Raw genomic sequence first — 21,933 nt, 5'->3', positions numbered from 1 at the left:
CATGGAAACCATTGGCTTTCTGATGGATGGGTTTGCGGTGGCGTTGACACCGTACAACCTGATGTTTGCGCTATTTGGTGCCTTTGTGGGCACCTTGATTGGCTGCCTGCCAGGCCTGGGCCCGGCGAATGGCGTTGCCATTCTGATTCCGTTGGCCTTCACCTTGGGGCTGCCGCCTGAAACCGCGATGATTCTGCTCACTTCGGTTTACGCCGGCGCTATGTACGGCGGCCGGATTTCGTCGATTTTGCTGAATATTCCGGGCGACGAGCCGGCCATGATGACCTGCCTGGACGGCTATCCCATGGCACAACAAGGCCGTGCCGCAGATGCGTTGGCTATTTCAGCGATTGCGTCCTTCGCGGGCAGTCTGATCGGTACCATAGGCCTGATCATGCTGGCTCCGGTGCTGGCGCGCTTTGCGCTGACCTTTGGGCCGGCGGAATACTTCGCGCTGTTTTTGCTCGCGTTCGCCACGCTCGGCGGTATAACCGGCAAAAACCCGATGAAGACGGTAATCGCCGCAACACTGGGCATTATGATCTCTACCGTGGGTATCGACATATCCACCGGCACCCAACGCTACACCGGCGGTGTGCTGGAGCTGTATGAGGGCATCGACTTCATTTTGGCGATTGTGGGTCTGTTTGCCATATCCGAGCTTCTGTTTTTTGTAGAAGCGCGTATGGGCAAAGGCCGCAGCAAAGTGAAAGTGGGCAAGCTAACACTGAGCTTTAAAGAGATTGTGTCGACAATTCCCACCCAGCTGCGTGGTGGTGTGCTGGGCTTTATTGCCGGTGTGCTGCCGGGTGCCGGTGCGTCTTTGGGCAGCTTTATAAGCTACACCCTGGAAAAATCGGTGCTGGGCAAAAAAGGCCGCTTTGGCGAAGGCGACATTCGTGGCGTAGTGGCGCCGGAGGCGGGCAATAACGGTGCGGCGTCTGGCGCCTTGGTGCCAATGTTAACCTTGGGTGTGCCGGGTAGCGGCACCACAGCGGTGTTGCTGGCTATGTTGATTTCCCTGAACATAACGCCAGGGCCGCTGATGTTCACCCAGAACGCCGACATTGTGTGGGGTGTGATCGCCGCGCTGTTGATTGGTAACGTATTGCTGTTGGTGCTGAACATTCCGATGATTGGAGTGTTTGTAAGGCTGTTATCTGTGCCGCCGATGTACCTGCTGCCAATTGTGACCATGGTGGCGTTTGTGGGCATTTACTCCATCAGCCACAGCACCTTTGATCTGTATTTCATGATTGTCTTTGGGGTTGGCGGGTTCATTCTGCGCAAACTGGAAATTCCCATGGTGCCCATTATTCTGGGCCTGCTGTTGGGGCCAGAAATGGAGAAAAACCTGGGCCATGCGCTGATACTGTCTGACGGCGACTGGACAACGCTTTGGTCAAGCCCCTTGGCCATTGGTTTGTGGCTGGTAGCCGGCCTGGGCCTGGTGTTGCCACCGCTGTTCGGGCCCTTGCTACGCCGGCGCATGCGCTCCGCCATCAAGGAGGGGCCAGTGAGCGATTAAACGCCTTGGCACACCGTTTTGGCGGATAGGTAAGGGATAACGCACCGGGCTTTGCCCGGTGTTTTTTATGGAAAACCGTTATACTCGGGCTGAAATTTTCATACTACTCAGGATGTTATGTCAGATCTTTCACTAATTCAGTATGGCCTGGTTGCGCTCATTTTCATCTGGAGTGGGTTTGTACGTTCTGGCCTGGGCTTTGGCGGGGCGGTGCTGTCGCTGCCATTCCTGCTGCTGGTGAAAGACGACCCGCTGGTATTTCTGCCCATCATCGCGGTGCACCTGCTGGTGTTTTCATCGCTGACCATTTGGATGAACAACCGCAGCCACAACGGTAAAGGTGGTAAGGGCAGCCAGAAATTAACCGGGTTTGGGCCGGATGCTGCCGTAAAAGCGACGGAGAGCACGGTTGACTGGCCCTACCTGTGGCGAATGCTGCGCATTATGCTGGTGCCCAAGCTGATTGGCGTGTTTGGGTTGTTTACGCTGCCAGCAAATGTGTTGAGTGCGATTATTTTTGTGATCGTCGCAATTTACTCGGTGTCGTACATCATTAATCGGCCGTTTCGCAGCAACAGTAAAACCGTGGATGTGGCCCTGTTGATGGCAGGTGGTTACATCAGCGGCACCTCGCTGATAGGCGCTCCGCTGATTATTGCGGTTGCGGCGCAGCATGTTGCGCGGGAGAAACTGCGCGATACGCTGTTCGGCCTTTGGTTCATTCTGGTGTTGATCAAGCTGGCAGCGTTCATTTGGGTGGGGCTGGACCTGCAACTGATTCACCACCTGTGGTTGCTACCCTGCGCCGCCGCAGGGCATGTGATCGGGCTACGCTTTCATGAGCGCATTATGAAAGCCGAAACACCGGTGTTTTTCCGCCTGCTGGGAATAGTGCTGTTGATTGTCAGCAGTGTGGGTATGGTCAGCGTGTTGCTTTAACGGCATTAGGGTGCACCGGTAGGTTGCAGCCTTCGATAGGTCCCAGCCTTCGATAGCTTTCAAACTTTTTTGAAAAATACTGCCTCCAATTTCGGAGTTGTTGAGTAGTCATCCTGAGGCCTGCGCCAACAGAGTTACTTTGGGAGGGTCAATAACCAAAATTTGAGGATGACGCTATGAAACCTAATAACTTTTCAGAACATGGAAAATGGCCTAAAAAAACACTTCTTGCGCCGTCTGTATCCGGCATTCTGGTTGGGCTTTCAGGTTGTGGTTCCGACAATGATAACGATGACGTGGTCATAGATGGGCCGCCAGAATTTGCACCTGCGACCATTTTTGTGGCGAGTAACAGTGCATCGGACAATAACGTCCGGGTCCGTGATGAGGACCTTGGGCTGCAGAATACTTACACCACTGGCGCGAACGAGGGTGTGCTGATCAATCAGGCCGGCAGCCTGGTTCAGGCTGGTGATCTTGGAAGTACCGGCAACCTGGTAACAGCTTGCAGCGCGGCGACGCGGATGAGCGGTGACGCAAGTTATGAGATTACCGGCGCCAACACCACATTCGCCAACCCCAAAGGTATCGCCACGATCGCCAGCGACGGTCTTGTTGTGGTGGCTAACAACGGCGCCAGCACTTTATTGCTGATGGGTGCAGCGGCTGCTGGAAATGTTGGGCCGGTAGCAACAGTTGCGCTCACGGCCAATGCCTGGGACCTGGTTTACGATGATGCTTCCGATCGGCTGTTTGTTGCCCAGGTGGATGGCACGATTGCGGTTTTCGATGCCTTTTCTGCAGATCGCGGTGTTGGCGGTGCAAACCGCACGTTCTCCGTGGTTGATGGTGACGGCGAAGCGTCGGTCAACATGCACGGTATTGATTACGATGCCGAGAGTGACAGGTTGGTCATAGGCGATGTAGGTGTGGCCAGCTCAGCTGACGACGGCAAACTCTATGTGATCAACGATGCCAGTGTGGCAGATGGTGAAGTTACAGCGGCCACAACCTTTAAAGGCCCCAACACGCGTCTCGGTAACCCGGTTGACCTGCAGTTGGACGGCACGGATGTGCGTATTGCTGAGAAAGCCAATGGCGGCGGCGCGATTCTTGTCTACCAGAACATTTTCAGCCGGGCTGGTGGTGATGTTGCGGCGGATCTGGTTCTGGACACGCCAGCGCCTGAATCACTGGCTGTTGTACCGGATGCTGATCCGGCTCCCGGTGTGACCGATATTGTTGACCCTGCGACGGCATACCAGGTACTGACGACTAGCAATCCGGCAACGGGTTCGGCAACGTCCGGCCAACTGTTCACTAACGCCCGCACGCTGGCTGCAGCGCCCCAGCTGGCATTCGATACCGGCCTGGGAAGCATTGAGAATGTCACGCTTGACCGCGATGGCAATGCCTACATCACCTTTGATGATGGCACCACGGCCAATAGCGGCATTGCAGTTATTGGTGCACTCGGTGCACGTGATGGCTTTGATGCCAACCAGGACCGTACCATCACCGGTGCGAATACTCGCCTAATGTCGCCCAAGGGTATTGAGCTTGCAGATGATCTCGGCCTGATGATTGTCGCCGAAAATGGCGGCGCCGAAATGCTGGTGTTCAGTGCGTGCGCCAGCGGTAATGCAACCCCGGTTGTTGTCAGCACTGGCGGCGTGGCGCCATGGGAAAGTGATTATGATCCATCCGGTGATACGCTTTATGTCGCACTGACCAATGGCACAGTTGCCGCGTATGACGACTTCTCCCAGGACATGGGTGCGAGTGGGCCAGACCGGACTATTACTCCGGCTGTCGGTGGAACAGCGTTTTCCGCCCCCACAAACATCCATGGTATTCGCTACGATCAGGCTTCTGATACGTTAATTCTGGCAGATGTCGGGGCGGGTGGCGCTGACAATGACGGTGCATTGGAAACCATTTTGATGGCATCAACCGCTAACGGTGTGACCAACGTTGGTAAACGAATTGCCAATACTGGTGACGGCACTGATGTGACCGGGCTGGGTAATCCCGTTGATATCGCGTTTGATGGACAGGACTTGTATGTGGCTGAGAAAATTAATGGCCAGATCCAAATATGGAGAAACTTCCTGACAGATGCGTCTCTGGTTAACAACGCCGCTCCGAGCGACATTGTTGCAGCGACTGCGCCGGAATCGATTGTATTGATGCCGGAATAAAGCGACGCGGGTAATACAGGAAGCCCGGGCGATGCCCGGGCTTTTTTGTGGCTGGATATTCTCGGGTTTCCTAGATCGGAATTGCCCGTCCGATGTATTCGATCGGGCCGGTTGGTTTACCAATCGGCGAACCGGCTTCGTCTTCCAGGGTGATCTCGAACAGCTGGTTTTGCTCCAGCGGCGGCAGCTTATCCACATTGATGCTTAAGGTCTGGCCGGGCTTGACCAGCCCCAGCGACACAGGTGCGCTCCAGTCATCCGCCTTGGTCCAGAACTCGAGAGATTTACCCTGCGGCACTTCATAGGTGCCCAACGCCTTCAGGGTTAGTGTCTGGTGATTGCTGGCTTGCACCACCCATCCCGGTGAGTGCCCCTCTGGCGTCGCCAGTACCACCAGATAAGAAGGCTGTTGCGGCTGGCCTGAGAGCGCTACGCCAAGCAGCAACGCCGTGGCAAAGCCTGCGGCTGTCAGGCCACGCCACAGAGGCAGGTTGTGCCACCAGGTTTTCAGGAGCGGCAGTTGCGGTTGTTTGTCGTGCGCGGCGGCGAGGGCCTCAGCTTGGGCGCTATTGCTGATGCGCGCCCACACGCTGTCTGGCAACGGCATGGGGTCAACAACATCGCATAGCGGCACCAGCCTCTCTTCCCAATAGGCAACCAACTCCGCCAGCTCCTGATCTGTCTTCAGGCGTTCAATAACAGCTCGACGTTCTGCCTCTGGCAGTGTGCCCAGTACATACTGACCGGCAAGCTCATACGGAGATTCATGATCACTGGTTTTCATCCGAGGCACTCCCGTAACGACAGCAGGCTGCGCTTTATCCAGGATTTCACACTGCCCAAAGGGGCGCCGAGAAGGTCACTGATCTCACTTTGGGAGTAACCGTTAACGTACGCATGGTAAATACATGACCTGCGCTCAGGTTCCAGTTCCATAATGCAGTCCTGCACCCGGTTGTTGCTCGTACTACCCCAATGCGTTGAATTAATGCGCTCGCACCAATCACCGTCACGAGCATCGGGAATATCTTCGATGACCTCACTTTGAGTCACTTGCCGTTTTGAAAACCTAATAAAATCAAGGGCCAGGTGCCGTGCAATCGAGTAAATCCAGCTTCGTGAGTTGCCACGGGATGCATCGAACGTATGTGCTTTCTGCCAGATTCTCAAAAAGACGTCGTGTATCAGGTCCTCCGCAGTGGCACGGTCCTTCACAATATTAAAAACAACACCCATCAGGCGGCCGCTCTCTTCGAGGTAGAGCTCTCGCAATGCCTCCTTGCTTTGGTTGGCACAGGCGTGTAAACAGGCCTCATAATCAAACGCATCCGTCGTTATTGACACATTGTCTCCGCCAAGTTGTTTTATGATGTTATCGCCGTAGCTTTGCTCTGCAATACGGCTGAATCATGCCCGATTGTTAGTGACTTTGGCGCGTTATGCAATTCGTGTTGGATAATACGTTTTACCGGCGTGATCGGAGGCACCAAAAGCATATAATGTTGGTTTGGACTAGAGCTAAACACTTTAAATCAGGCTGTTATTCATCTTGGGGAGGGACTGCAATGTCCAACATAAATCAGAATTCCAAAGCGCGCGCCGGGCGCCGTATCAGCACGGGGTTGCTGATGTCCATTTTGCTGATCATTGGCGGATGTAGCTCACTGTACTACGACACCATGGAAAAACTGGGTATCGAGAAACGGGAGATTCTGGTTGATCGTGTTGGCGATGCCCGGGATGCTCAAAATGAGGCCCAGGAAACCTTCCGATCAGCGCTGGAACGCTTCCAAAGTGTGGTGAGTTCGCCCGACACCGAGCTTAAAGAGCGGTATGAGAAAATCAATGACGCCTATTCAGACAGTGAGTCCATCGCCGAAGAGGTGCGCGACCGGATTGATGCGGTGGAAGAAGTGTCCGGCGCATTGTTTGAAGAGTGGGAAGACGAGCTTGATCGATACAAAAGTACGTCTTTGCGCCAGAGCAGTGAGCGTAAGCTGAATGAAACCCGCGAGCAGTACAGTCAGCTGATTGACCGGATGCACAAAGCAGAAGAGCGTATGGACCCGGTTTTGCAAGCCTTTGAGGATCAGGTGCTGTTCCTCAAGCATAATCTCAACGCGCAGGCGATTGGCTCGCTTGAAGGCGAGTTGGGGCAAATTCGTCAGGATGTGGATGCCTTGATTCGGAATATGGAACAATCGATTGCCGAATCGGAAGCGTTTATTAAGCGCTTCCGAACGGAATAAGCCTCAGTGCAAGTGCTTTTAAACGATTCGCTTGCCATCCACTAGCTGAGAAACCTTCAGTGGGTTTCCATCGCGGAGCGCTTCAGGCAACAGCGCCTGAGGGAGGTTTTGGTAGCAAACCGGGCGTAAGAAGCGGTGGATAGCACTGCTTCCGACGGAGGTAGAGCGCGAGTCTGACGTTGCCGGGAACGGCCCTCCGTGCACCATCGCATGGCACACCTCAACACCGGTCGGCCAGCCATTTACCAGTATCCTGCCTGCCTTTTCTTCCAGCGTAGGCAGCAATGACCTGGCCTGTTCAGTATCAGCCTCTTCCATCTGAATGGTGGCCGTTAGCTGCCCTTCGAGTTTTTCTGTAACACGCTTGAGTTGTGCCATATCGTCGCATTCGATCACCACAGAGCTGGATCCGAACACCTCGTCCTGGAGGTTGTGATCGTTGATAAATGCTTCGGCAGAGGTGGTGAACAGAGCGGCCTGGCATTGATTTGGAGCTTCGCTTTCCACGCCATTACCCAGCGAGCGAACGCCGGCGTTCTCAGACAGCGCTTTGACGCCCTGCTGATATGCGCTGTGGATTCCCGGTGTCAGCATGGTCTGAGCTGCAACGGCGGTGATCGCCTTGGACGCCGCTGATACAAAATCATCAAGCGCCTGGCTGCGAACCGCAATGACCAGACCCGGGCTGGTGCAGAACTGGCCCGCGCCCATTGCCAGAGAGCCGATAAAGCCTTCAGCCAGTGCCTGGCTTCGTGTCTCGAGCGCTTCGGGGAGCAGATATACCGGGTTGATGCTGCTCATTTCAGCATAAACAGGAATCGGCTGAGGGCGAGCCTGGGCTGTTGCCATCAAGGCCATGCCACCGCGGCGTGAGCCGGTAAAGCCGACTGCCTTTACTCGCGGGTCCGATACCAACGCCTGGCCGATGTCGTTGCCGGAACCAAACAGCAGCGAAAACACCCCTTCGGGCATCTTGCATTGCTTGGCCGCAGCCTGCACCGCGCGCCCTACAAGCTCGGAGGTGCCGGGATGAGCAGAGTGTGCTTTGACAATAACCGGGCAGCCCGCAGCCAGGGCCGAAGCGGTGTCACCACCGGCGACGCTGAATGCTAGCGGGAAGTTGCTGGCGCCAAACACCACAACAGGCCCCAGGGCAATATGTTGCTGGCGCAGGTCAACTCTGGGTAGAGGTTTGCGCTCGGGTAGGGCCGGATCGATACGAACATCGAGCCATTCGCCTGCACGCACCACGGATGCGAACAGACGCAACTGGCCACAAGTCCGGCCCCGCTCGCCTTCTAAACGTGCGCGAGGAAGGCCGGATTCGAGCATACCGCGCTCGATCAGTTCATCGCCGATCGCCTCGATCTGGTCTGCAATAGTGTCCAGAAATTCAGCACGTAGTTGCGGTGATAATGTTCGAAATTCGAGACTTGCCGACTCAGCTAGCCCGCATGCGCGTTCGACCTCGGCCGAGCTGCCGCTTGCATAACCCGGATCAAGTTGCTCACCGGTGGCGGGGTTGATCGCGTGGATCGCAGCTCCGGTTGCGAAAAAAGCGTCTTGGCCGATTAGTTGCTGACCTTTAGGTTGCATATTTTTGCTCCTACATTGCACATAACAGAAAAAGGATTAGATCCTGGCGTATCGAAAATTAGCCCTGCCCGGCGGCCTGGAGTCGCCGAAAAGAGCTGGTTAAATAACTTCTTCAGAGCTCTGAGCTTTACTGGCTGGCTGCTTGAGCGGTTTTTTAATCGCAAGAAAGTAAACAAAAACGAGTGTGAGAACGACGAAGAACAAGCTGTCGAGGCTGGTAAAGAATGTCATCGGGTTGCCATTGGAAAGGGCTAGCGAGCGGCGTAGAAACTCTTCCAGGTTAGGGCCGAGAATGAATCCAAGTAGCATGGTGATGATCGGGAAATCATTCTTTCTCATGTAGTACGCCAGTACACCCAGCGCCAGCGCCATCATCATTTGAAAGGTTGAATACGTAGCCACGTAGCTGCCTACCACGGCAAGAAGGGCAATAGACCCATAGAGTACGTCCTTGCGGATTGCGACAATTTTGATGAAGTAGGGGCCTAGCAAAAACAGCGTTAAAGGAATCAATATCACAGCGCTGAATAAAAGTGAGGCAAGCACCGGCGCAATCAGATCAGCTTGCCCTGCCATCAGCTGAGGGCCCGGCTGAATACCGTTAATCACGAGTACTCCGAGCATGATTGCGGTAATTGGATCGCCAGGGATGCCGAACGTCAGCATCGGTACCAAGGCGCCACCGCACACGGCATTGTTGGCACTTTCGGATGCCGCAATCCCTTTTGGATTGCCCTTGCCATAGCTGTCAGGGTTTGAGGAGGTGCGTACCGTTTCAACGTAGGCCAGAAAGCTGCCCATCGATCCACCTGCTCCGGGTAGCGTTCCCACAAAGTAGCCAATCAACGACGATTTGACGTAACAGACAACGCCAATTTTACGAATGTCTGCTAACGGCGGGATGAAATCGCGACGTCTGATTTTTACCTTGCTCATCGCTTCTGTAGTTTGGCGAGCCTCTTTTTTGGCCCCGACTTGTATCAATATTTCACTGATCGCAAAGGTGCCAATAATCACCGGCATCAGATCTATGCCTGCCGTGAGGTCGCTGAACCCGAAGGTGAAGCGGGTAACGGGCTCCATCGCATCCAGGCCTATGGTTGCCAGCATTAAACCGATGCATGCCGCCATGGCAGCTTTAATCATCTTGCCGCGTTGCGCGATGACGATAACGATCACAGCAAACGCCAATAACGAAAATTTACCGGTGGTTTGTACCAGCAACGATGCCTCGGCAATGAATGGCGCGAGGCCAATCAGCAACATGGCACCTAAAGCCCCACCAACCATCGAGCCAATGGCAGCGTGCCCCAGTGCCAAGGCTCCTTTGCCCTGTTGTTGCATTGGATAGCCATCGAGGGCTGTCATCATTGATGAGGGCGCCCCAGGGATATTTATGGTGGTCGCTGTAATGCTGCCGCCACACATGCCCGCCATATAAATACTGGCGCAAGCCATCAACGCTGTGGTGACATCCAGGCTGTATGTCAGAGGTAATAACAACGCCAGCGCCAATGTTGCGGTCAACCCTGGAATGGCGGAAAAAACAGTACCGATTATAAAACCTGCTATTACGTAGGTCAGTACCAGAGGATCGAGCAGCGTTTTGAAGCTGGTGACTACAAGTATAATGAATTCCATAAGTTAACCCCTCAAGGTCGGGAGTCTAACTCCGAAAAGTAGTTCGAATATGAGATGCCCAAGCGCAACTATCACTATTGAAATTATGGCTTTTTGAACAAATTTTTCTTTTGATGAAAACATCAACATCATTGAAAAAACAAAAAGCACTGAGGGGATGAAATATCCGATAGTTGAAAAGGCAATAATGTAAATAAAGATGAGGCAAACAATGATTGGAGCAGCATATGGCTTGCTTTCATCACCTGCATCTGCCGCTCTTCTTTTTACAAGAACCCATTCTTTAAATAGGAGTATTCCACTGAACATCACTGCAAGTGAGCCTATGATCAGAGGAAAAAAAGATGGTTGAAGCCCCCCGTTCAGCACTGGGCTTCCGATGTTAATGGCAGTGACGAGATATCCGACAGAAACAATAAATATTAAAAACTGAAAGATGATTTTTTTATAAAAATAAAGCATATCAAGCACCTCTGGGTATCATCCCCCTGTCAGCGTTGCAGGGGGGCGCGCCGCATCGTTATAGATCGAGTTCGTCCATAACTTTGAACGTTTCAGATTGCAGGGTATTGATCCATTCCTGCACATCATTAACGCCTAACCAGTTTGGCGTTACACCTACACCCGATACCCAGGTTTGAAACTCTTCGCTATCAAAAGCATCTTTGAACGACGTTTCAAGCGAAGCGATCACTTCTTTCGGCGTATTCTTCGGAGCGGCCAGCAAGATGAAGCTTCCGGTCTCCAAGTCATAGCCTAGAGTGCTAATGGGTGAAACACTTGGAAACGATGGGTTCTGTATCGATGACAGCTCTACCAAGCTTTCACATCGCCAGACTCTATGACCCCGCTAAAATCACCCAGGCTTGAAATCGCTGCATCCAATTCACCGGACAGCAGAGCTTCGGCCTCAGCGCTTGACGATCCAGGGTAGGTGATAACGTTAAACTTGACCCCAGCCTGTTTCTCAAGGCGACGTACGGCAAGAAAAGGCCCTGACCCTCTGGGCGCAACGCCCACGCGTACGGTATTTGGTTCTGCTTTGGCAGCTTCAATCAGTTGCTCGAAACTGGTAAAGCCAGACTGTTCCGACACCACTACCGCGTCGGCTTCGCTTGTGATTCGAGCAATCGGCGTCATGTTGTCAAGCGAATAGCCTGGAACCATTTTGCCGCGCGGAAGCGTGATCACGCTGTCGTAGGTCAGCACACCGATGGTGTGGCCGTCGGGGCGAGCACGAGACATCTGCATCAAACCGGAAGCGGTCACGGCACCGGCGATATTTTCAATGTAAATTGAAACCGGCATTTTCTGCTCTGCAATACTGCCGAGCTTTCGGGATATGGCGTCGGCGCCACCGCCGGCTGGCCAGGGTACGATGAGGCGAATATCACGGGAAGGATACTCAGCCGCCGCGACGGTTGAGGTGAGCAGGCAAGCGCCAATGACGCAAAGGAGTTGGTTCTTCAATCTTTTTAAGATCATGATTATGTCTCTTTTTGTTTGATTGTGATTATTGTGTTCACCTCACGGGTCTGATGCCCACTATGCCTTTTGGTTGTTGTACTCCTCCAGAGTTTCCGCGTTGGGAGGGTACAGCCCAATGACTTTGCTTCCCGCCCGAACTTTATTCAGCACAAAATCCTCGAAGAGTTCCATTGCTAGTGCTTCTTCGGAAATTTCCGGTGCAATTTCCAGGGGGATAACGATGATGCCGTCACCATCGCCTACCAATACATCACCCGGATTAACCATGACGCCGCCACAACCGATCGGTACTTGTATGTCTACGGCGTGGTGCTTGGTGAGGTTGGTTGGGGCGCTTGGTTTGGCGCAAAAAATCGGCATGTTCATTTTAGATGCGTCGTTGAAATCTCTGATGCCCGCATCGGAAACAAAACCTGCACATTTGCGAACTTCCAATCGAGTGAGAAGGATGCTCCCTGCAGAAGCAGCTGTTGCGTCCTGACGACAGTCAGAAACCAACACCATACCTTCCGGGACGGTTTCAACGGCAAGGCGCTGAGGGTGCTCAGGGCTTTTGAATGCCGCAACGGTATCAACGTCTTCACGAGCCGGGATGTAGCGCAGGGTGAATGCCTGGCCGACCATCTTCAGGTTTTGGTTGTTGATGAGGCTGACACCCTGGATGTAGGTGTTGCGCAAACCTCTTTTGAACAGCGCTGTGTGCAGAGTTGCTGTCGACACGCGACGCAGATCGTCAATAACCTTCTGACTTGCCTGCATATTGTTAGTACTTGTTGTCATGCATATCTACCTTGACTGAATGGAACACACCCTGACTGTACGATATGAAATTTTACAAATCAAACAACTTTTTACAACTTGGTTGATTTTGTAATATTCTATTAGACCGTAGTCGATAGAAGGGCGTTTCAGAGAAGCGGCCTGCAGGAAATTGTCTTGCGGAAAAATGCTTTAAAATGATAAAGTTCGGCGATGTTTCCGCTCGTTTAGCGATGATAAACATACTGTGAACGAAGATTTCATAGTCGCTGTGTAAATGATTTGTTCGCCATATTGGTCATTAGAGCTGTTAAAAGTTGTCTATTTTGGCATTTTTCACCCTGTTTTTGGTTGTATAACTATGCAGATGCAAAAACAAGAAATCAGTCGGTCGCTCTCTTCAGTGGCTTACCAGAAAATTCTGGTGGCAATCATTAGTGGCGAGTATCCGGCGAACGAGAAGCTTCCTAGTGAGGCGAAGCTTTGCGAAAAGTACAGTGTTTCCCGACCTGTGTTGAGGGAGGCGTTAACCCGACTAAAAGAAGACAACCTGATTGTGTCACGGCGAGGGTCAGGTAGTTTCGTCATTAAGCGCCCGGATGATGCGGTCCTTTCATTCTCCAAGATTTCCAGTATTTCCGGTATTCAGCGGTGTTTTGAGTTTCGCACCGATCTGGAAGGCAGCGCCGCGGGTCTCGCTGCTACGCGGCGTACAGCTGATCAGCTTGCTCGCATCGTTGCAGCGGCAGAAAAAATTGATGAAGCAAACAGGCTTCATGCCATTGCCAGCGAAGAAGATTTCGAGTTTCACCTTGCGATTGCCGAGGCGGCTAATAACCAGTATTACTCGACGGTGATGAAATCGTTAAGGGAGAATATTAAAGAAGGGATGAACATCACCCGGACGCTATCATTACAATCCACGGACGTTAATCGCATGATATTGGTTCAGGATGAGCATAAGGCGATTCTGAAACACATCATCGATGGCGATGCCGAGAACGCAGAGTTAGCTATGAAAAGACACCTGAATAGCGCCAGGATCAGGATGTTTGAGGGAACCGATGATTAGCCGTGTGAGTTTGGTTAGCGTGTTACTTTAAGGGTACTGATTGAGCCGGCTGCGCGGCTTTCGACGTGAAGGTGAACACAGTTGGTTACTGCGTCGCCACAACCGATAGCGGAGGCATGTATGAAGTACATCTTTGAAGTGCGCATCAGGGAAGGCTATACCGCCGAGGACTATGCGGATGCCTGGGTGCGTGCAAGCGAGTTGATTCAGCGTGCGCCGGGCGCGAGGGGAACGGAGTTGCATCGCAAAATCGATGATCCGAATACGCTTATCGCCATTGCCCACTGGGACAGCAAAGCCAGCCGGGATTCGATGGAGGCGCAACCCAACCCCGACGTAGCTGAAATTATTCGCAGTGCTGCGCCGTTTTGTGAAATCCGGCCTCTTGGTGAGTTTGAGAATCCCGAGTGGGTGGTTAATCCAACCCCTGGGGTTGCCAGTACGTGACCGGTTCTCTATGACCTCAGTGGGTTACAGGCAGTTCAGTTGTTGGCCCGAACACTTCGTAGTGTAGTTGGTCGTCTGTAAACCCGATGCTGTTAAGTATGCCCTTAAGAGCCGACATAAAGGGCATAGGGCCGCAGAAGTACACATGGGCTGTTTTGTCGGTGAGCCACTTATCGAGAATATCCGCGGTTAAGTACCCAGCCCAATCGGCACCCTCGCCAAACTCAAATGCACGTCGCAGATCCAGCCCAGATGACTTTTGTAGCTCTGCCAGCTCTTGGTGAAAAATCTGGTGTTCGGCGCTGCGGCAGCATTCAACGAACTGGACGTTTTCGGCAGAAATGCCAGATGCCAGAGCTTCTTTGAGCATACTGAACAGAGGCGTGATGCCAACGCCACCGGAAATAAAGACGTGTTTCGGGGCATCTTTGTTCAGCATGAATTGCCCATTAGGCGCACTCAGTTCAACCGTATCACCAGCCACACATTGGTGAAGTTGCTGCGAGGCAGCCCCTTGAGTTTCGGCCTTTACAGAAATCCGGTAATAATCCTCTGTGCCCCAGGACGAGAGTGAGTATTGCCGGATTTCATCATAGCTGTCACCGGTTCCAGTCAGTTTGATGCCAAGGTACTGACCGCCGGAATACGCGCAAATATCGCCACCATCGTTTGGCTTGAGGTAAAACGATTTAACTTCCGGTGTTGCCTCAATAATCTGATCAATGGTGAAGGGGCGAAATCCGCGCCAGCCACCTGGCTGAGCTTCCTTTTCGCTGTACATGCTTTCTTCAGTATCGGTAAAAATCTGTGCCAGCACGCCGTAAGCTTCTTCCCACGCGGTGAGTGCTTCGTGGTTATCTGGCAACTGCAATACATCTTTAATAGCTGCGATCAGGTTTTCCCCTACAATTGGATAGTGCTTGGGCTCAATGCCAATGCTGGCGTGCTTGCTGGCGATTCGCTGTACGGCGGGTACCAGCACTTCAATTTGATCAATGTTTTTGGCGTAAGCAAAAACGGCATCTGCCAAGGCTGATGACTGGCCTCCGCCGCCACTGCGCTGATTGGCCATGTTGAATATGTGCTGCAGGTCGGGGTTGTTGGCAAACAACCTTTTATAAAACTCTTGGGTGATGGCTTGGCCGTTTTCGGCCAGTAGTGGCACCGTTGACTTAACGGTCGCAATAGTATGTTCAGAGAGCATGAGGTAACCTTTAAAGAGTATGTTAAATACATTTTAAAGGTTACAGGGTGATATCAGATGCAGTCAAGGTGGACTTTTGGGGGCGACCATTCGAAAGGGTGTGGGGAATGAATGATAATGGCTAAACGATCAACGCTGGGCCATCAAGGCTTCTGCAGGGAAGCGCAAGGGCCGGATGAAACAAAATCCAACCAGTGTTGTCTAATTGGTCACACCTCGACTGGAAGGAATGCAACATGGCCAGGCTTTTCGCTCTCGTGACTGTAATGCTGCTTTTTACCAGCAACGCCCTGGCGTCGGAGCCGCCTGTTTACACCGGGCTGCTAGGCAACACTGCCGTTGGTGGGTACGACGCTGTAAGTTATTTCGAAGCAGAGGCCCAGCCGAGGGCTCCGCCAAGCACACAATCGAGTATAAAGGCGCTACCTGGAGGTTCGCGAACTCCGAAAATCTTGCGCTCTTCAAAGAAGATCCGGAACGATACGCGCCAGCCTACGGTGGTTATTGTGCCTGGGCTATAAGTCAGGGCACCCTGACCAAAGGCGATCCGAAATACTGGTCTGTCAGAGATGGGCGGCTGTACCTGAATTATAGCAAATCAGTGCACGATCAATGGCTGGAAGATCCTGAAGGCTTTATTCTACAGGCGAATGAAAAATGGCCAAAGATACTGGAATAGAATTCCGGGTTTCCAATAGCTGAGGCATGGATGAAGCACATTTTGAAGTGCATATCCATGAGGGCGATGCCGCCGAGGACTACGCGGATGCTCAGGTACGGGTAAGCGAGTTGATTCAGCGTGCATCGGGAGCGCGGGGAACTGAATTGCACTCCGACATCAGGATCTTTCCCTATGCGCCACCCATTCCAAAGCATGTTTAACCTTCACCGGCATGAAATCTTGCCGGTGCTTGTGGCGGTGTTGTATTTTTTCTGTGTGCTGACCGCGCTTATGGTGCTGCGTCCTGCCCGGGAGGCGTTGGGTATTCAGGGCGGTATCGATACGGTGCGCTGGCTGTTCATCGGCACCGCAGTGGTCACGCTGGCCGTTAACCCGGTGTTCGGCTGGCTGGTCAGTAACTTGCCCCGGCGCCTGTTCATCTCTGCTACTTACCTGTTTTTCAGTGTTAGCCTGCTGGTTTTCTACGGCCTGATGACGCTGACACCCAATGTGATCGGTGTAACCACAGGCCAGGTGTTTTACGTGTGGTTCAGCGTGTTCAACCTGTTTGTAACCATGGTGTTTTGGGCACTGATGGCGGATCGTTTTTCGTTTGATCAGGGCAAACGGTTCTTCGGTTTGATTGCGGTTGGAGGCACTTTGGGCGCCATTTTCGGGCCTTGGTTAGCGGGGCGCCTGGCCCAGCCCCTGGGCACACCGGCCCTGCTGTTGGTGGCAACTGGCTTTCTGGTTCTGGCGCTGGTTGCCGCCCTGATTCTTATTCACCTGCAGCCTTATTCGCCGTCACAACGGCGAAGCCCGGAGGACCCGCTCCCCGTCGACGAGCATGCGCGCATTGGCGGCAGTGCTTGGGAGGGGCTGCGGGCGGTATGCCGTTCCCGCTACCTGATGGGCATTGCCGCTTATGTGGTAATTCTTGCCGTGATGGCTACCTTCATCTATTTCACCCGGTTGCATATGGTGGCGGCGATGGGAGAGAGCACCGACCTGCGCACCACTTTGTTTGCCCGCATTGATCTGATTACCCAAATTGCCACTCTGGTAATGCAGGCGCTGGTGGCGGGCCATCTGATGAGGCGGCTTGGGGTAGCGGTAACCCTGGCGCTGCTTCCGCTGACGGCTGCGCTGGGCTTTATCGGCCTTGCGATGGTGGGGTCGTTTGCGGCCCTGGTGGTGTTTGAAGCCACCTTCAGGGCCGTGCAGCGTTCGCTGATGCGCCCCGCCCGGGAAACCCTGTATACCGTTGCCAGTCGTGAGGAGAAATACAAGGCCAAGGCGTTTATCGACACCTTTGTTTACCGCTCTGGTGATGTGGTGGGCGCGCACACAGAAGGTCTTCTGGCCCGTTTGGGAATGGGCCTGGCGGGCATCGCGGCTGTTGCTGTTCCGCTTGCCCTTATGTGGGCGGCTCTGGCTTTCTGGCTTGGCCGATCCCAAAAACAAAAGGCGCTGGCTCATGAGCTAACCCGTGCAGAACAAGAAAGGAGAATGCCATCATGATATCCCGTCGCACCTATCTCAAACTGGCCATGGCGGTTGGCGCCAGCCTTGCTATGCGGCCTGGCATGCTGTGGGCAGAAGATCGCGAACTGGAGCTGATCACCCGCCCCATCCTTCCACAGGCGAGCGCCTGCCGGGCGTGGGCCTGGGCAGTTCCGCCAGTTTCTCCAGCACTGCCCGAAGCGAGGATTTCGAGGCCTTGCGGGAAGTGCTGGCTGCGCTGGTTAAAGAGGGCGGTTCGGTATTTGACACGGCCCCGAGCTACGGGGCGTCGGAGGAAGTCGCCGGGCAAATCGCCAACGAACTGGGCATTGTCGACAAGTTATTCTGGGCGACCAAACTGAACGTAGCCGGCTGGGGTGGCCGCACCGCCAATCTGGAAGAAGCCCGGGCCCAGGTGGAAACCTCTTTCGAACGGATCGGCAAAAACCCCATTGACCTGATTCAGGTCCACAACATGGCGGACATTCCCAACCAGCTTGGCCTGTTAAAGGAACTTCGGGCCGACGGCCGGGTGCGCTACATTGGCGTGACAACCACCTTCCAGCAGCAATATGAGGGCCTGGAAACGGTGATGAAAAACGAGCCCATTGATTTCATCGGCGTTGATTACGCCGTCGACAACCTGACCATGGAAGAGCGCATTCTGCCCCTGGCCAAAGACAAAGGCATTGCGGTGCTGATATACGCGCCGTTCGGCCGCGCCCGCCTGTGGGATAAGGTGAAAGGCAAGGAGCTGCCAGATTGGGCGGCAGAATTTGATGCTCACTCCTGGGCCCAGTTCTTCCTGAAGTTCGTACTCTCGCATCCGGTAGTAACCGCCACCACACCGGCTACCAGCAAAGCCCGCCACATGATCGACAATATGGGGGGCGCCATGGGCGCGCTACCCGATGAGGCGTTGCGCAAGCGCATGGTTGCCCATATCGAGGGCCTGTAAATTTTCCAGGATGGTTGCAGAGCCAATGGCGGCTGGCTTAAACACTGCACGGCGTTAACGTCCTTTAAACAGAGACCCCAGCACACCGCGCAAGATACCCCGTGTCATTTCACGACCCATTGTGCGCGCAATGCTTTTTGCCATGGTTTCAAAAACTCCCTGGCGTGAAGAACGTCGTGTTTGTGCAGGTTTTTTGCTTTTACTGGCTGGGGCTTCATAAATCCGGTTTTTATCAAGGGTTGCCTGCTCGGCTTCTTTGGCAGCCTGCTCTGCACGCTTTTGTAGTATTTCGTAGGCAGATTCGCGGTCAATAACGTCATCATAGCGAGGGCCAAACTCACTGAGGCTGAGAATGCGGTTTCGTTCTTCAGCCGTAGCAGGCCCGAGGCGTGAAGAGGGCGGCCGTATCAGCGTCTGGTCAACAATCGATGGCATGCCCTTGGCATCGAGGGTGGAGATCAGGGCTTCGCCAATGCCGAGTTCGGTGATGACCTTTTCAGTATCGAGGCTGGGGTTTTCCCTGAAGGTTGAAGCGGCCGCGCGAACGGCTTTTTGGTCACGGGTGGTAAATGCTCTGAGAGCGTGCTGTACCCGATTGCCAAGCTGGCCGAGTATCTTATCGGGGATATCGGTGGGGTTTTGTGAAACAAAATAAACGCCTACACCTTTGGAGCGGATCAATCGCACCACCTGCTCAACTTTTGTTAGCAGGGCTTTCGGCGCGTCCTCAAATAACAGGTGTGCTTCGTCGAAAAAGAACACGAGCTTGGGTTTTTCAGGGTCGCCGACTTCCGGCAACTCTTCAAACAACTCGGCCAGCAGCCAGAGCAGAACGGTGGCATAGAGCCTTGGTCGTTGGATGAGTTGGTCTGCCGCTAGCAAGTTGATGTGCCCGCGGCCAGCCGCATCGCAGCGCATCAGATCGGTTAGCTCCAGAGCCGGTTCGCCAAAGAATTGATCGCCCCCCTGTTGCTCAAGTTGCAATAAGCGTCGTTGTATCGCGCCTACGGAGGCTTTACTGACGTTGCCATATAGAGCGGTGAGTTCCTGTGACTGCTCGGAAACAAAGGTCATTAATGCACGCAAGTCTTTGAGATCCAGCAACGCCATGCCGTGATCATCGGCGAGCTTGAAGGCGATGTTGAGTACGCCTTCCTGAGTATCGTTGAGTTCGAGCAGGCGAGACAGTAAAAGAGGGCCCATATCCGAAATGGTGGCCCGCACCGGATGGCCCTGGCTACCAAAAACGTCCCAAAATACCGTGGGGAAGCCCGCAAACAGATAGGGTTCAAGGCCGACCTCAGCTGCGCGTTTGGTAAGAAAAGGCTTTGGGGTGCCTGGTTGAGAAATGCCAGACAAATCGCCTTTCACATCGGCCATAAACACCGGTACACCTTGAGCGGAAAAGCCTTCTGCAAGAATTTGCAGGGTGACCGTTTTTCCGGTGCCGGTTGCTCCGGCGATAAGGCCATGGCGATTGGCACGACTTAGCAACAGGCTTTGAACGTAACTGCCTTTGCCTATGAAAACCAAATTTTCCGGCACCGGATTCACTTCCTCTGTTACCACCCTTCCGAAATCACAGCTTGTCGAATGCCGTGTCGAAATCTTTGGCAGCAGCCTCTGTGAACTCAAAATTCTTCCGAATATACCCCAGCGTAGCCTTTTCGGTGTCTGTCACGCTGGTGCCATCCTGAGCAGATTTGAGTAGGTCGGCGACTTCGTCTTTGGACAATTTACCTTCACCCTGCCCAGTGGTGTGTTTGCGAGCTAGATCCAACAGTTCTTTTTCGTATTTTTGACCATCAATCGTTTCGTAAGCCATAGCAAAGCCAACTCCATTTAACTGTGGTTCCGAAGCGCTCGGAACATAGCGGCCCTCCGCTGCGGGAGGAGAGTGAAAGGCTGTGCCATCCAACTGGCCTGTCAGTTTTATACAAGCACAGGGGATGCGGTTGCGCAAATAATGAGCAGAAAAATCCATTTTCCCATATGGGGTATCAAAGGGTAACGGCTGAGTTATCAGAGCAGTGCGCCTGAACGGGCATGTTCAGGCGCAGATTAGCTTGGCTAAACGATTATCGATTGGCCATCAAGGCTTCGAGTTCATCGGCGCCACCAATCAGTTGGCCGTCGATAAATATTTGAGGGGTTGTACCTCGGCCCGTTACCGCCTGCAACGTACTGTATGACAGGCCGGCGGCGCCCAGCGTTATCTCTTCATACTTGTAGCCCTTTTTCTGTAGCAGCGTTTTGGCGCGAGTACAGTGCGGGCAGCCGGGCTTGGTGAATAGGCTCACCCGTGCCGGCAAGGTCACATCTGGCTTGATGTGATGAAGCATTGTGTCGGCATCTGATACTTCAAACGGGTCGCCAGGCTTGTCCGGTTCAATGAACATTTTCTCGATTACGCCGTTTTTGACCAGCATCGAATACCGCCAGCTGCGGTCACCAAACCCTATGTCGCTCTTGCTAACCAGCATGCCGATTTCACGGGTAAAATCGCCGTTGCCGTCGGGAATAAACTCGATGTTGTCAGCGTGCTGATCTTCCGCCCATGCCTGCATGACGAACGGATCGTTCACCGACAGGCAGATTACCCGGTCTACGCCCAGCTCTTTGAAAACCGGCGCCAGCTCGTTATATCGCGGCAAATGCGTGCTTGAACAGGTGGGTGTAAACGCGCCCGGCAAGGCGAACACAACAACCGTTTGATCGGTAAATAACTCGTTGCTGGTTACCGACTGCCACTCGTTGTCACGACGAATGGGAAACGTAACCTGGGGGACCTTCTTACCTTCCGATGAACTTAGCATTATAAATTCCTTGGAGTTGATGGGATTCTCTTGGACTTCCAAACTGTATCGTAATCAAACCCCTCTGGACACTGAACTACACCTTCGAAGTGCACATCACAGAGCTATATCGCCGAGGAGTGCGGATGCGCGTCTAGCCGTTGGTCATTGAGTTTGCGTATTATGGATGCACAAAACTCGCCCTTAGAACTCTTTTTACGGAGTGCTCGATAATGTTATTCGACCCCGACTTAAAGTCGGCCTCTCAGAAACACGTTCGGATTTATGCCATCTATGAGGTGCTGTTCACTTTGGTGGATTTCGCAGCGGCGTTCCAGTTCATTGTTGGGAGTGTTCTGTTCTTCAACGAGAGCACGACTTATGAGGCCACTTGGCTGTTCCTGGTTGGCAGTATCTGTTTCGCCTTGAAGCCAACCATTAAAGTTATCAGGGAGTGCCACCTGTTGAGGCTCGGAGACATCGAGCTGCTTGCAAAAAGGGCAAGGGAGTAGGAGGCTTGCATCCGTTACCTTGCGGTTACTAAGCAACCATTTACCAACCACTGCGAGCCGGGCCACACAGATCCCCGTGCTGCAGATAAATAGCGGTGTATTAAAAGCATGAATGATGAGCAACCGAACAATCCATTGCACGGGCTTACGCTTGAGCGAGTGGTAACACGCCTGCAGGAACACTACGGCTGGGAAGGGTTAGCTCAAAGAATCGACATAAAATGCTTCAAAAATGACCCGTCTATCAAGTCGTCGTTGAAGTTTTTGCGTAAAACCCAGTGGGCCAGAGACAAGGTTGAAAGTTTGTATATATCAACATTTGTGTAAACGTTTGGACCGAGAAAATAAAAAAGCCCTACGCTTTCACGTAGGGCAAAGAT

Annotated in this window: 23 protein-coding genes; 11 read left to right on the top strand and 12 right to left on the bottom strand. The window is 53.3% G+C overall.

Features of this window, described 5'->3' with window-relative positions:
• Position 1: 1 nt before the first annotated feature.
• The 3 genes from BCA33_RS13895 (at position 2) to BCA33_RS13885 (ending at position 4,668) form a co-directional block, all read left to right on the top strand.
• Positions 2-1,528 carry a tripartite tricarboxylate transporter permease gene (locus BCA33_RS13895; protein ID WP_071266746.1) on the top strand — a complete coding sequence of 509 codons (1,527 nt, stop codon included), beginning with the start codon at positions 2-4 and terminating at the stop codon, positions 1,526-1,528.
• A gap of 117 nt (positions 1,529-1,645) precedes the next feature.
• A complete protein-coding gene (locus BCA33_RS13890; RefSeq protein WP_071266744.1) occupies positions 1,646-2,467 on the top strand; it encodes a TSUP family transporter in 822 nt (273 codons plus the stop codon).
• A gap of 176 nt (positions 2,468-2,643) precedes the next feature.
• On the top strand, positions 2,644-4,668 hold the full coding sequence (locus BCA33_RS13885) for a hypothetical protein (RefSeq protein ID WP_071266742.1): 2,025 nt from the start codon (positions 2,644-2,646) through the stop codon (positions 4,666-4,668).
• 70 nt (positions 4,669-4,738) lie between these two features.
• Here BCA33_RS13885 and BCA33_RS13880 read toward each other — a convergent pair whose 3' ends face one another.
• Both BCA33_RS13880 and BCA33_RS13875 read right to left on the bottom strand, forming a co-directional pair.
• On the bottom strand, positions 4,739-5,452 hold the full coding sequence (locus tag BCA33_RS13880) for an anti-sigma factor (protein WP_071266740.1): 714 nt from the start codon (positions 5,450-5,452) through the stop codon (positions 4,739-4,741).
• Positions 5,449-6,012 (bottom strand): sigma-70 family RNA polymerase sigma factor, encoded by a 564-nt coding sequence (locus tag BCA33_RS13875; protein ID WP_071266738.1) that lies wholly within the window; start codon positions 6,010-6,012, stop codon positions 5,449-5,451. The genes BCA33_RS13880 and BCA33_RS13875 overlap by 4 nt, the downstream gene beginning before the upstream one ends.
• A 221-nt stretch (positions 6,013-6,233) precedes the next feature.
• Between BCA33_RS13875 and BCA33_RS13870 the strand changes: the two genes are divergently transcribed.
• Complete coding sequence (locus BCA33_RS13870) at positions 6,234-6,917, top strand: DUF2959 domain-containing protein (RefSeq protein WP_071266736.1); 684 nt, start codon at positions 6,234-6,236, stop codon at positions 6,915-6,917.
• A gap of 18 nt (positions 6,918-6,935) precedes the next feature.
• On the opposite strand, the gene BCA33_RS13865 is transcribed toward BCA33_RS13870, so the two are convergent.
• The 6 genes from BCA33_RS13865 to BCA33_RS13845 form a co-directional block, all read right to left on the bottom strand.
• Complete coding sequence (locus BCA33_RS13865; protein WP_071266734.1) at positions 6,936-8,513, bottom strand: aldehyde dehydrogenase (NADP(+)); 1,578 nt, start codon at positions 8,511-8,513, stop codon at positions 6,936-6,938.
• Positions 8,514-8,612: 99 nt separating this feature from the next.
• Positions 8,613-10,154 (bottom strand): tripartite tricarboxylate transporter permease, encoded by a 1,542-nt coding sequence (locus BCA33_RS13860; RefSeq protein WP_071266732.1) that lies wholly within the window; start codon positions 10,152-10,154, stop codon positions 8,613-8,615.
• A 3-nt stretch (positions 10,155-10,157) separates the two neighbouring features.
• Positions 10,158-10,616, bottom strand: coding sequence for a tripartite tricarboxylate transporter TctB family protein (locus BCA33_RS13855; protein ID WP_071266730.1), 459 nt, complete (start codon positions 10,614-10,616; stop codon positions 10,158-10,160).
• 58 nt (positions 10,617-10,674) lie between these two features.
• Positions 10,675-10,974 (bottom strand): tripartite tricarboxylate transporter substrate-binding protein, encoded by a 300-nt coding sequence (locus BCA33_RS20855; protein WP_217632676.1) that lies wholly within the window; start codon positions 10,972-10,974, stop codon positions 10,675-10,677.
• Complete coding sequence (locus BCA33_RS13850; protein ID WP_217632675.1) at positions 10,968-11,639, bottom strand: tripartite tricarboxylate transporter substrate binding protein; 672 nt, start codon at positions 11,637-11,639, stop codon at positions 10,968-10,970. The genes BCA33_RS20855 and BCA33_RS13850 overlap by 7 nt, the downstream gene beginning before the upstream one ends.
• 60 nt (positions 11,640-11,699) lie before the next feature.
• On the bottom strand, positions 11,700-12,422 hold the full coding sequence (locus BCA33_RS13845) for a ribonuclease activity regulator RraA (protein ID WP_083394759.1): 723 nt from the start codon (positions 12,420-12,422) through the stop codon (positions 11,700-11,702).
• 340 nt (positions 12,423-12,762) lie between these two features.
• On the opposite strand from BCA33_RS13845, the gene BCA33_RS13840 reads away from it, so the two are divergent.
• Both BCA33_RS13840 and BCA33_RS13835 read left to right on the top strand, forming a co-directional pair.
• The gene (locus tag BCA33_RS13840) at positions 12,763-13,473 is read left to right on the top strand and encodes a FadR/GntR family transcriptional regulator (protein ID WP_217632674.1); all 711 of its coding nucleotides are present in this window, start codon (positions 12,763-12,765) and stop codon (positions 13,471-13,473) included.
• A gap of 120 nt (positions 13,474-13,593) precedes the next feature.
• On the top strand, positions 13,594-13,920 hold the full coding sequence (locus BCA33_RS13835; protein ID WP_071266728.1) for an antibiotic biosynthesis monooxygenase: 327 nt from the start codon (positions 13,594-13,596) through the stop codon (positions 13,918-13,920).
• 16 nt (positions 13,921-13,936) lie between these two features.
• Here the strand turns inward: BCA33_RS13835 and hmpA are convergent, their stop codons facing one another.
• Positions 13,937-15,124, bottom strand: a complete 1,188-nt coding sequence (gene hmpA, locus BCA33_RS13830; protein WP_071266726.1) for an NO-inducible flavohemoprotein — start codon at positions 15,122-15,124, stop codon at positions 13,937-13,939.
• Between the two features lie 229 nt (positions 15,125-15,353).
• On the opposite strand from hmpA, the gene BCA33_RS22570 reads away from it, so the two are divergent.
• The 3 genes from BCA33_RS22570 (at position 15,354) to BCA33_RS13815 (ending at position 18,246) form a co-directional block, all read left to right on the top strand.
• Positions 15,354-15,803, top strand: coding sequence for a YHS domain-containing (seleno)protein (locus tag BCA33_RS22570; protein ID WP_302848226.1), 450 nt, complete (start codon positions 15,354-15,356; stop codon positions 15,801-15,803).
• A gap of 174 nt (positions 15,804-15,977) precedes the next feature.
• Positions 15,978-17,306, top strand: coding sequence for an NTP/NDP exchange transporter (locus tag BCA33_RS13820; RefSeq protein ID WP_071266725.1), 1,329 nt, complete (start codon positions 15,978-15,980; stop codon positions 17,304-17,306).
• On the top strand, positions 17,275-18,246 hold the full coding sequence (locus tag BCA33_RS13815; RefSeq protein WP_217632673.1) for an aldo/keto reductase: 972 nt from the start codon (positions 17,275-17,277) through the stop codon (positions 18,244-18,246). Before BCA33_RS13820 ends, BCA33_RS13815 begins: the two co-directional genes overlap by 32 nt.
• A gap of 54 nt (positions 18,247-18,300) precedes the next feature.
• Here BCA33_RS13815 and BCA33_RS13810 read toward each other — a convergent pair whose 3' ends face one another.
• The 3 genes from BCA33_RS13810 to BCA33_RS13800 all read right to left on the bottom strand — a co-directional run bounded on the left by BCA33_RS13810 (position 18,301) and on the right by BCA33_RS13800 (position 21,062).
• A complete protein-coding gene (locus BCA33_RS13810; protein WP_071266724.1) occupies positions 18,301-19,791 on the bottom strand; it encodes a helicase HerA-like domain-containing protein in 1,491 nt (496 codons plus the stop codon).
• A 34-nt stretch (positions 19,792-19,825) separates the two neighbouring features.
• The gene (locus BCA33_RS13805) at positions 19,826-20,071 is read right to left on the bottom strand and encodes a hypothetical protein (protein WP_071266801.1); all 246 of its coding nucleotides are present in this window, start codon (positions 20,069-20,071) and stop codon (positions 19,826-19,828) included.
• A gap of 253 nt (positions 20,072-20,324) precedes the next feature.
• Positions 20,325-21,062 (bottom strand): glutathione peroxidase, encoded by a 738-nt coding sequence (locus BCA33_RS13800; RefSeq protein ID WP_071266722.1) that lies wholly within the window; start codon positions 21,060-21,062, stop codon positions 20,325-20,327.
• A gap of 212 nt (positions 21,063-21,274) precedes the next feature.
• On the opposite strand from BCA33_RS13800, the gene BCA33_RS13795 reads away from it, so the two are divergent.
• Both BCA33_RS13795 and BCA33_RS13790 read left to right on the top strand, forming a co-directional pair.
• Positions 21,275-21,553, top strand: a complete 279-nt coding sequence (locus BCA33_RS13795) for a YrhK family protein (RefSeq protein ID WP_139173009.1) — start codon at positions 21,275-21,277, stop codon at positions 21,551-21,553.
• Positions 21,554-21,661: 108 nt separating this feature from the next.
• Positions 21,662-21,880: a VF530 family DNA-binding protein gene (locus BCA33_RS13790; RefSeq protein WP_071266720.1), complete on the top strand. Its 219-nt coding sequence runs from the start codon at positions 21,662-21,664 to the stop codon at positions 21,878-21,880.
• The last annotated feature ends 53 nt before the right edge of the window (positions 21,881-21,933 follow it).

Origin of the sequence: Marinobacter sp. AC-23, assembly GCF_001858325.1 — a bacterium.
In the GTDB taxonomy this organism is placed as follows: domain Bacteria; phylum Pseudomonadota; class Gammaproteobacteria; order Pseudomonadales; family Oleiphilaceae; genus Marinobacter.
The sequence above is the reverse complement of the archived record's forward strand: the minus strand, read 5'-3'. Positions and strand labels throughout refer to the sequence as shown.

What these genes read in the sequence shown, in the direction of transcription:
- BCA33_RS13895 (WP_071266746.1), top strand. Translation starts at nt 2, where the DNA reads ATGGAAACCATTGGCTTTCTGATGGATGGGTTTGCGGTGGCGTTGACA.
- BCA33_RS13890 (WP_071266744.1), top strand. Translation starts at nt 1,646, where the DNA reads ATGTCAGATCTTTCACTAATTCAGTATGGCCTGGTTGCGCTCATTTTC.
- BCA33_RS13885 (WP_071266742.1), top strand. Translation starts at nt 2,644, where the DNA reads ATGAAACCTAATAACTTTTCAGAACATGGAAAATGGCCTAAAAAAACA.
- BCA33_RS13880 (WP_071266740.1), bottom strand. Translation starts at nt 5,452, where the DNA reads ATGAAAACCAGTGATCATGAATCTCCGTATGAGCTTGCCGGTCAGTAT.
- BCA33_RS13870 (WP_071266736.1), top strand. Translation starts at nt 6,234, where the DNA reads ATGTCCAACATAAATCAGAATTCCAAAGCGCGCGCCGGGCGCCGTATC.
- BCA33_RS13865 (WP_071266734.1), bottom strand. Translation starts at nt 8,513, where the DNA reads ATGCAACCTAAAGGTCAGCAACTAATCGGCCAAGACGCTTTTTTCGCA.
- BCA33_RS13860 (WP_071266732.1), bottom strand. Translation starts at nt 10,154, where the DNA reads ATGGAATTCATTATACTTGTAGTCACCAGCTTCAAAACGCTGCTCGAT.
- BCA33_RS13855 (WP_071266730.1), bottom strand. Translation starts at nt 10,616, where the DNA reads ATGCTTTATTTTTATAAAAAAATCATCTTTCAGTTTTTAATATTTATT.
- BCA33_RS13850 (WP_217632675.1), bottom strand. Translation starts at nt 11,639, where the DNA reads ATGATCTTAAAAAGATTGAAGAACCAACTCCTTTGCGTCATTGGCGCT.
- BCA33_RS13845 (WP_083394759.1), bottom strand. Translation starts at nt 12,422, where the DNA reads ATGACAACAAGTACTAACAATATGCAGGCAAGTCAGAAGGTTATTGAC.
- BCA33_RS13840 (WP_217632674.1), top strand. Translation starts at nt 12,763, where the DNA reads ATGCAGATGCAAAAACAAGAAATCAGTCGGTCGCTCTCTTCAGTGGCT.
- BCA33_RS13835 (WP_071266728.1), top strand. Translation starts at nt 13,594, where the DNA reads ATGAAGTACATCTTTGAAGTGCGCATCAGGGAAGGCTATACCGCCGAG.
- hmpA (WP_071266726.1), bottom strand. Translation starts at nt 15,124, where the DNA reads ATGCTCTCTGAACATACTATTGCGACCGTTAAGTCAACGGTGCCACTA.
- BCA33_RS22570 (WP_302848226.1), top strand. Translation starts at nt 15,354, where the DNA reads ATGCAACATGGCCAGGCTTTTCGCTCTCGTGACTGTAATGCTGCTTTT.
- BCA33_RS13820 (WP_071266725.1), top strand. Translation starts at nt 15,978, where the DNA reads ATGCGCCACCCATTCCAAAGCATGTTTAACCTTCACCGGCATGAAATC.
- BCA33_RS13805 (WP_071266801.1), bottom strand. Translation starts at nt 20,071, where the DNA reads ATGGCTTACGAAACGATTGATGGTCAAAAATACGAAAAAGAACTGTTG.
- BCA33_RS13800 (WP_071266722.1), bottom strand. Translation starts at nt 21,062, where the DNA reads ATGCTAAGTTCATCGGAAGGTAAGAAGGTCCCCCAGGTTACGTTTCCC.
- BCA33_RS13795 (WP_139173009.1), top strand. Translation starts at nt 21,275, where the DNA reads ATGTTATTCGACCCCGACTTAAAGTCGGCCTCTCAGAAACACGTTCGG.
- BCA33_RS13790 (WP_071266720.1), top strand. Translation starts at nt 21,662, where the DNA reads ATGAATGATGAGCAACCGAACAATCCATTGCACGGGCTTACGCTTGAG.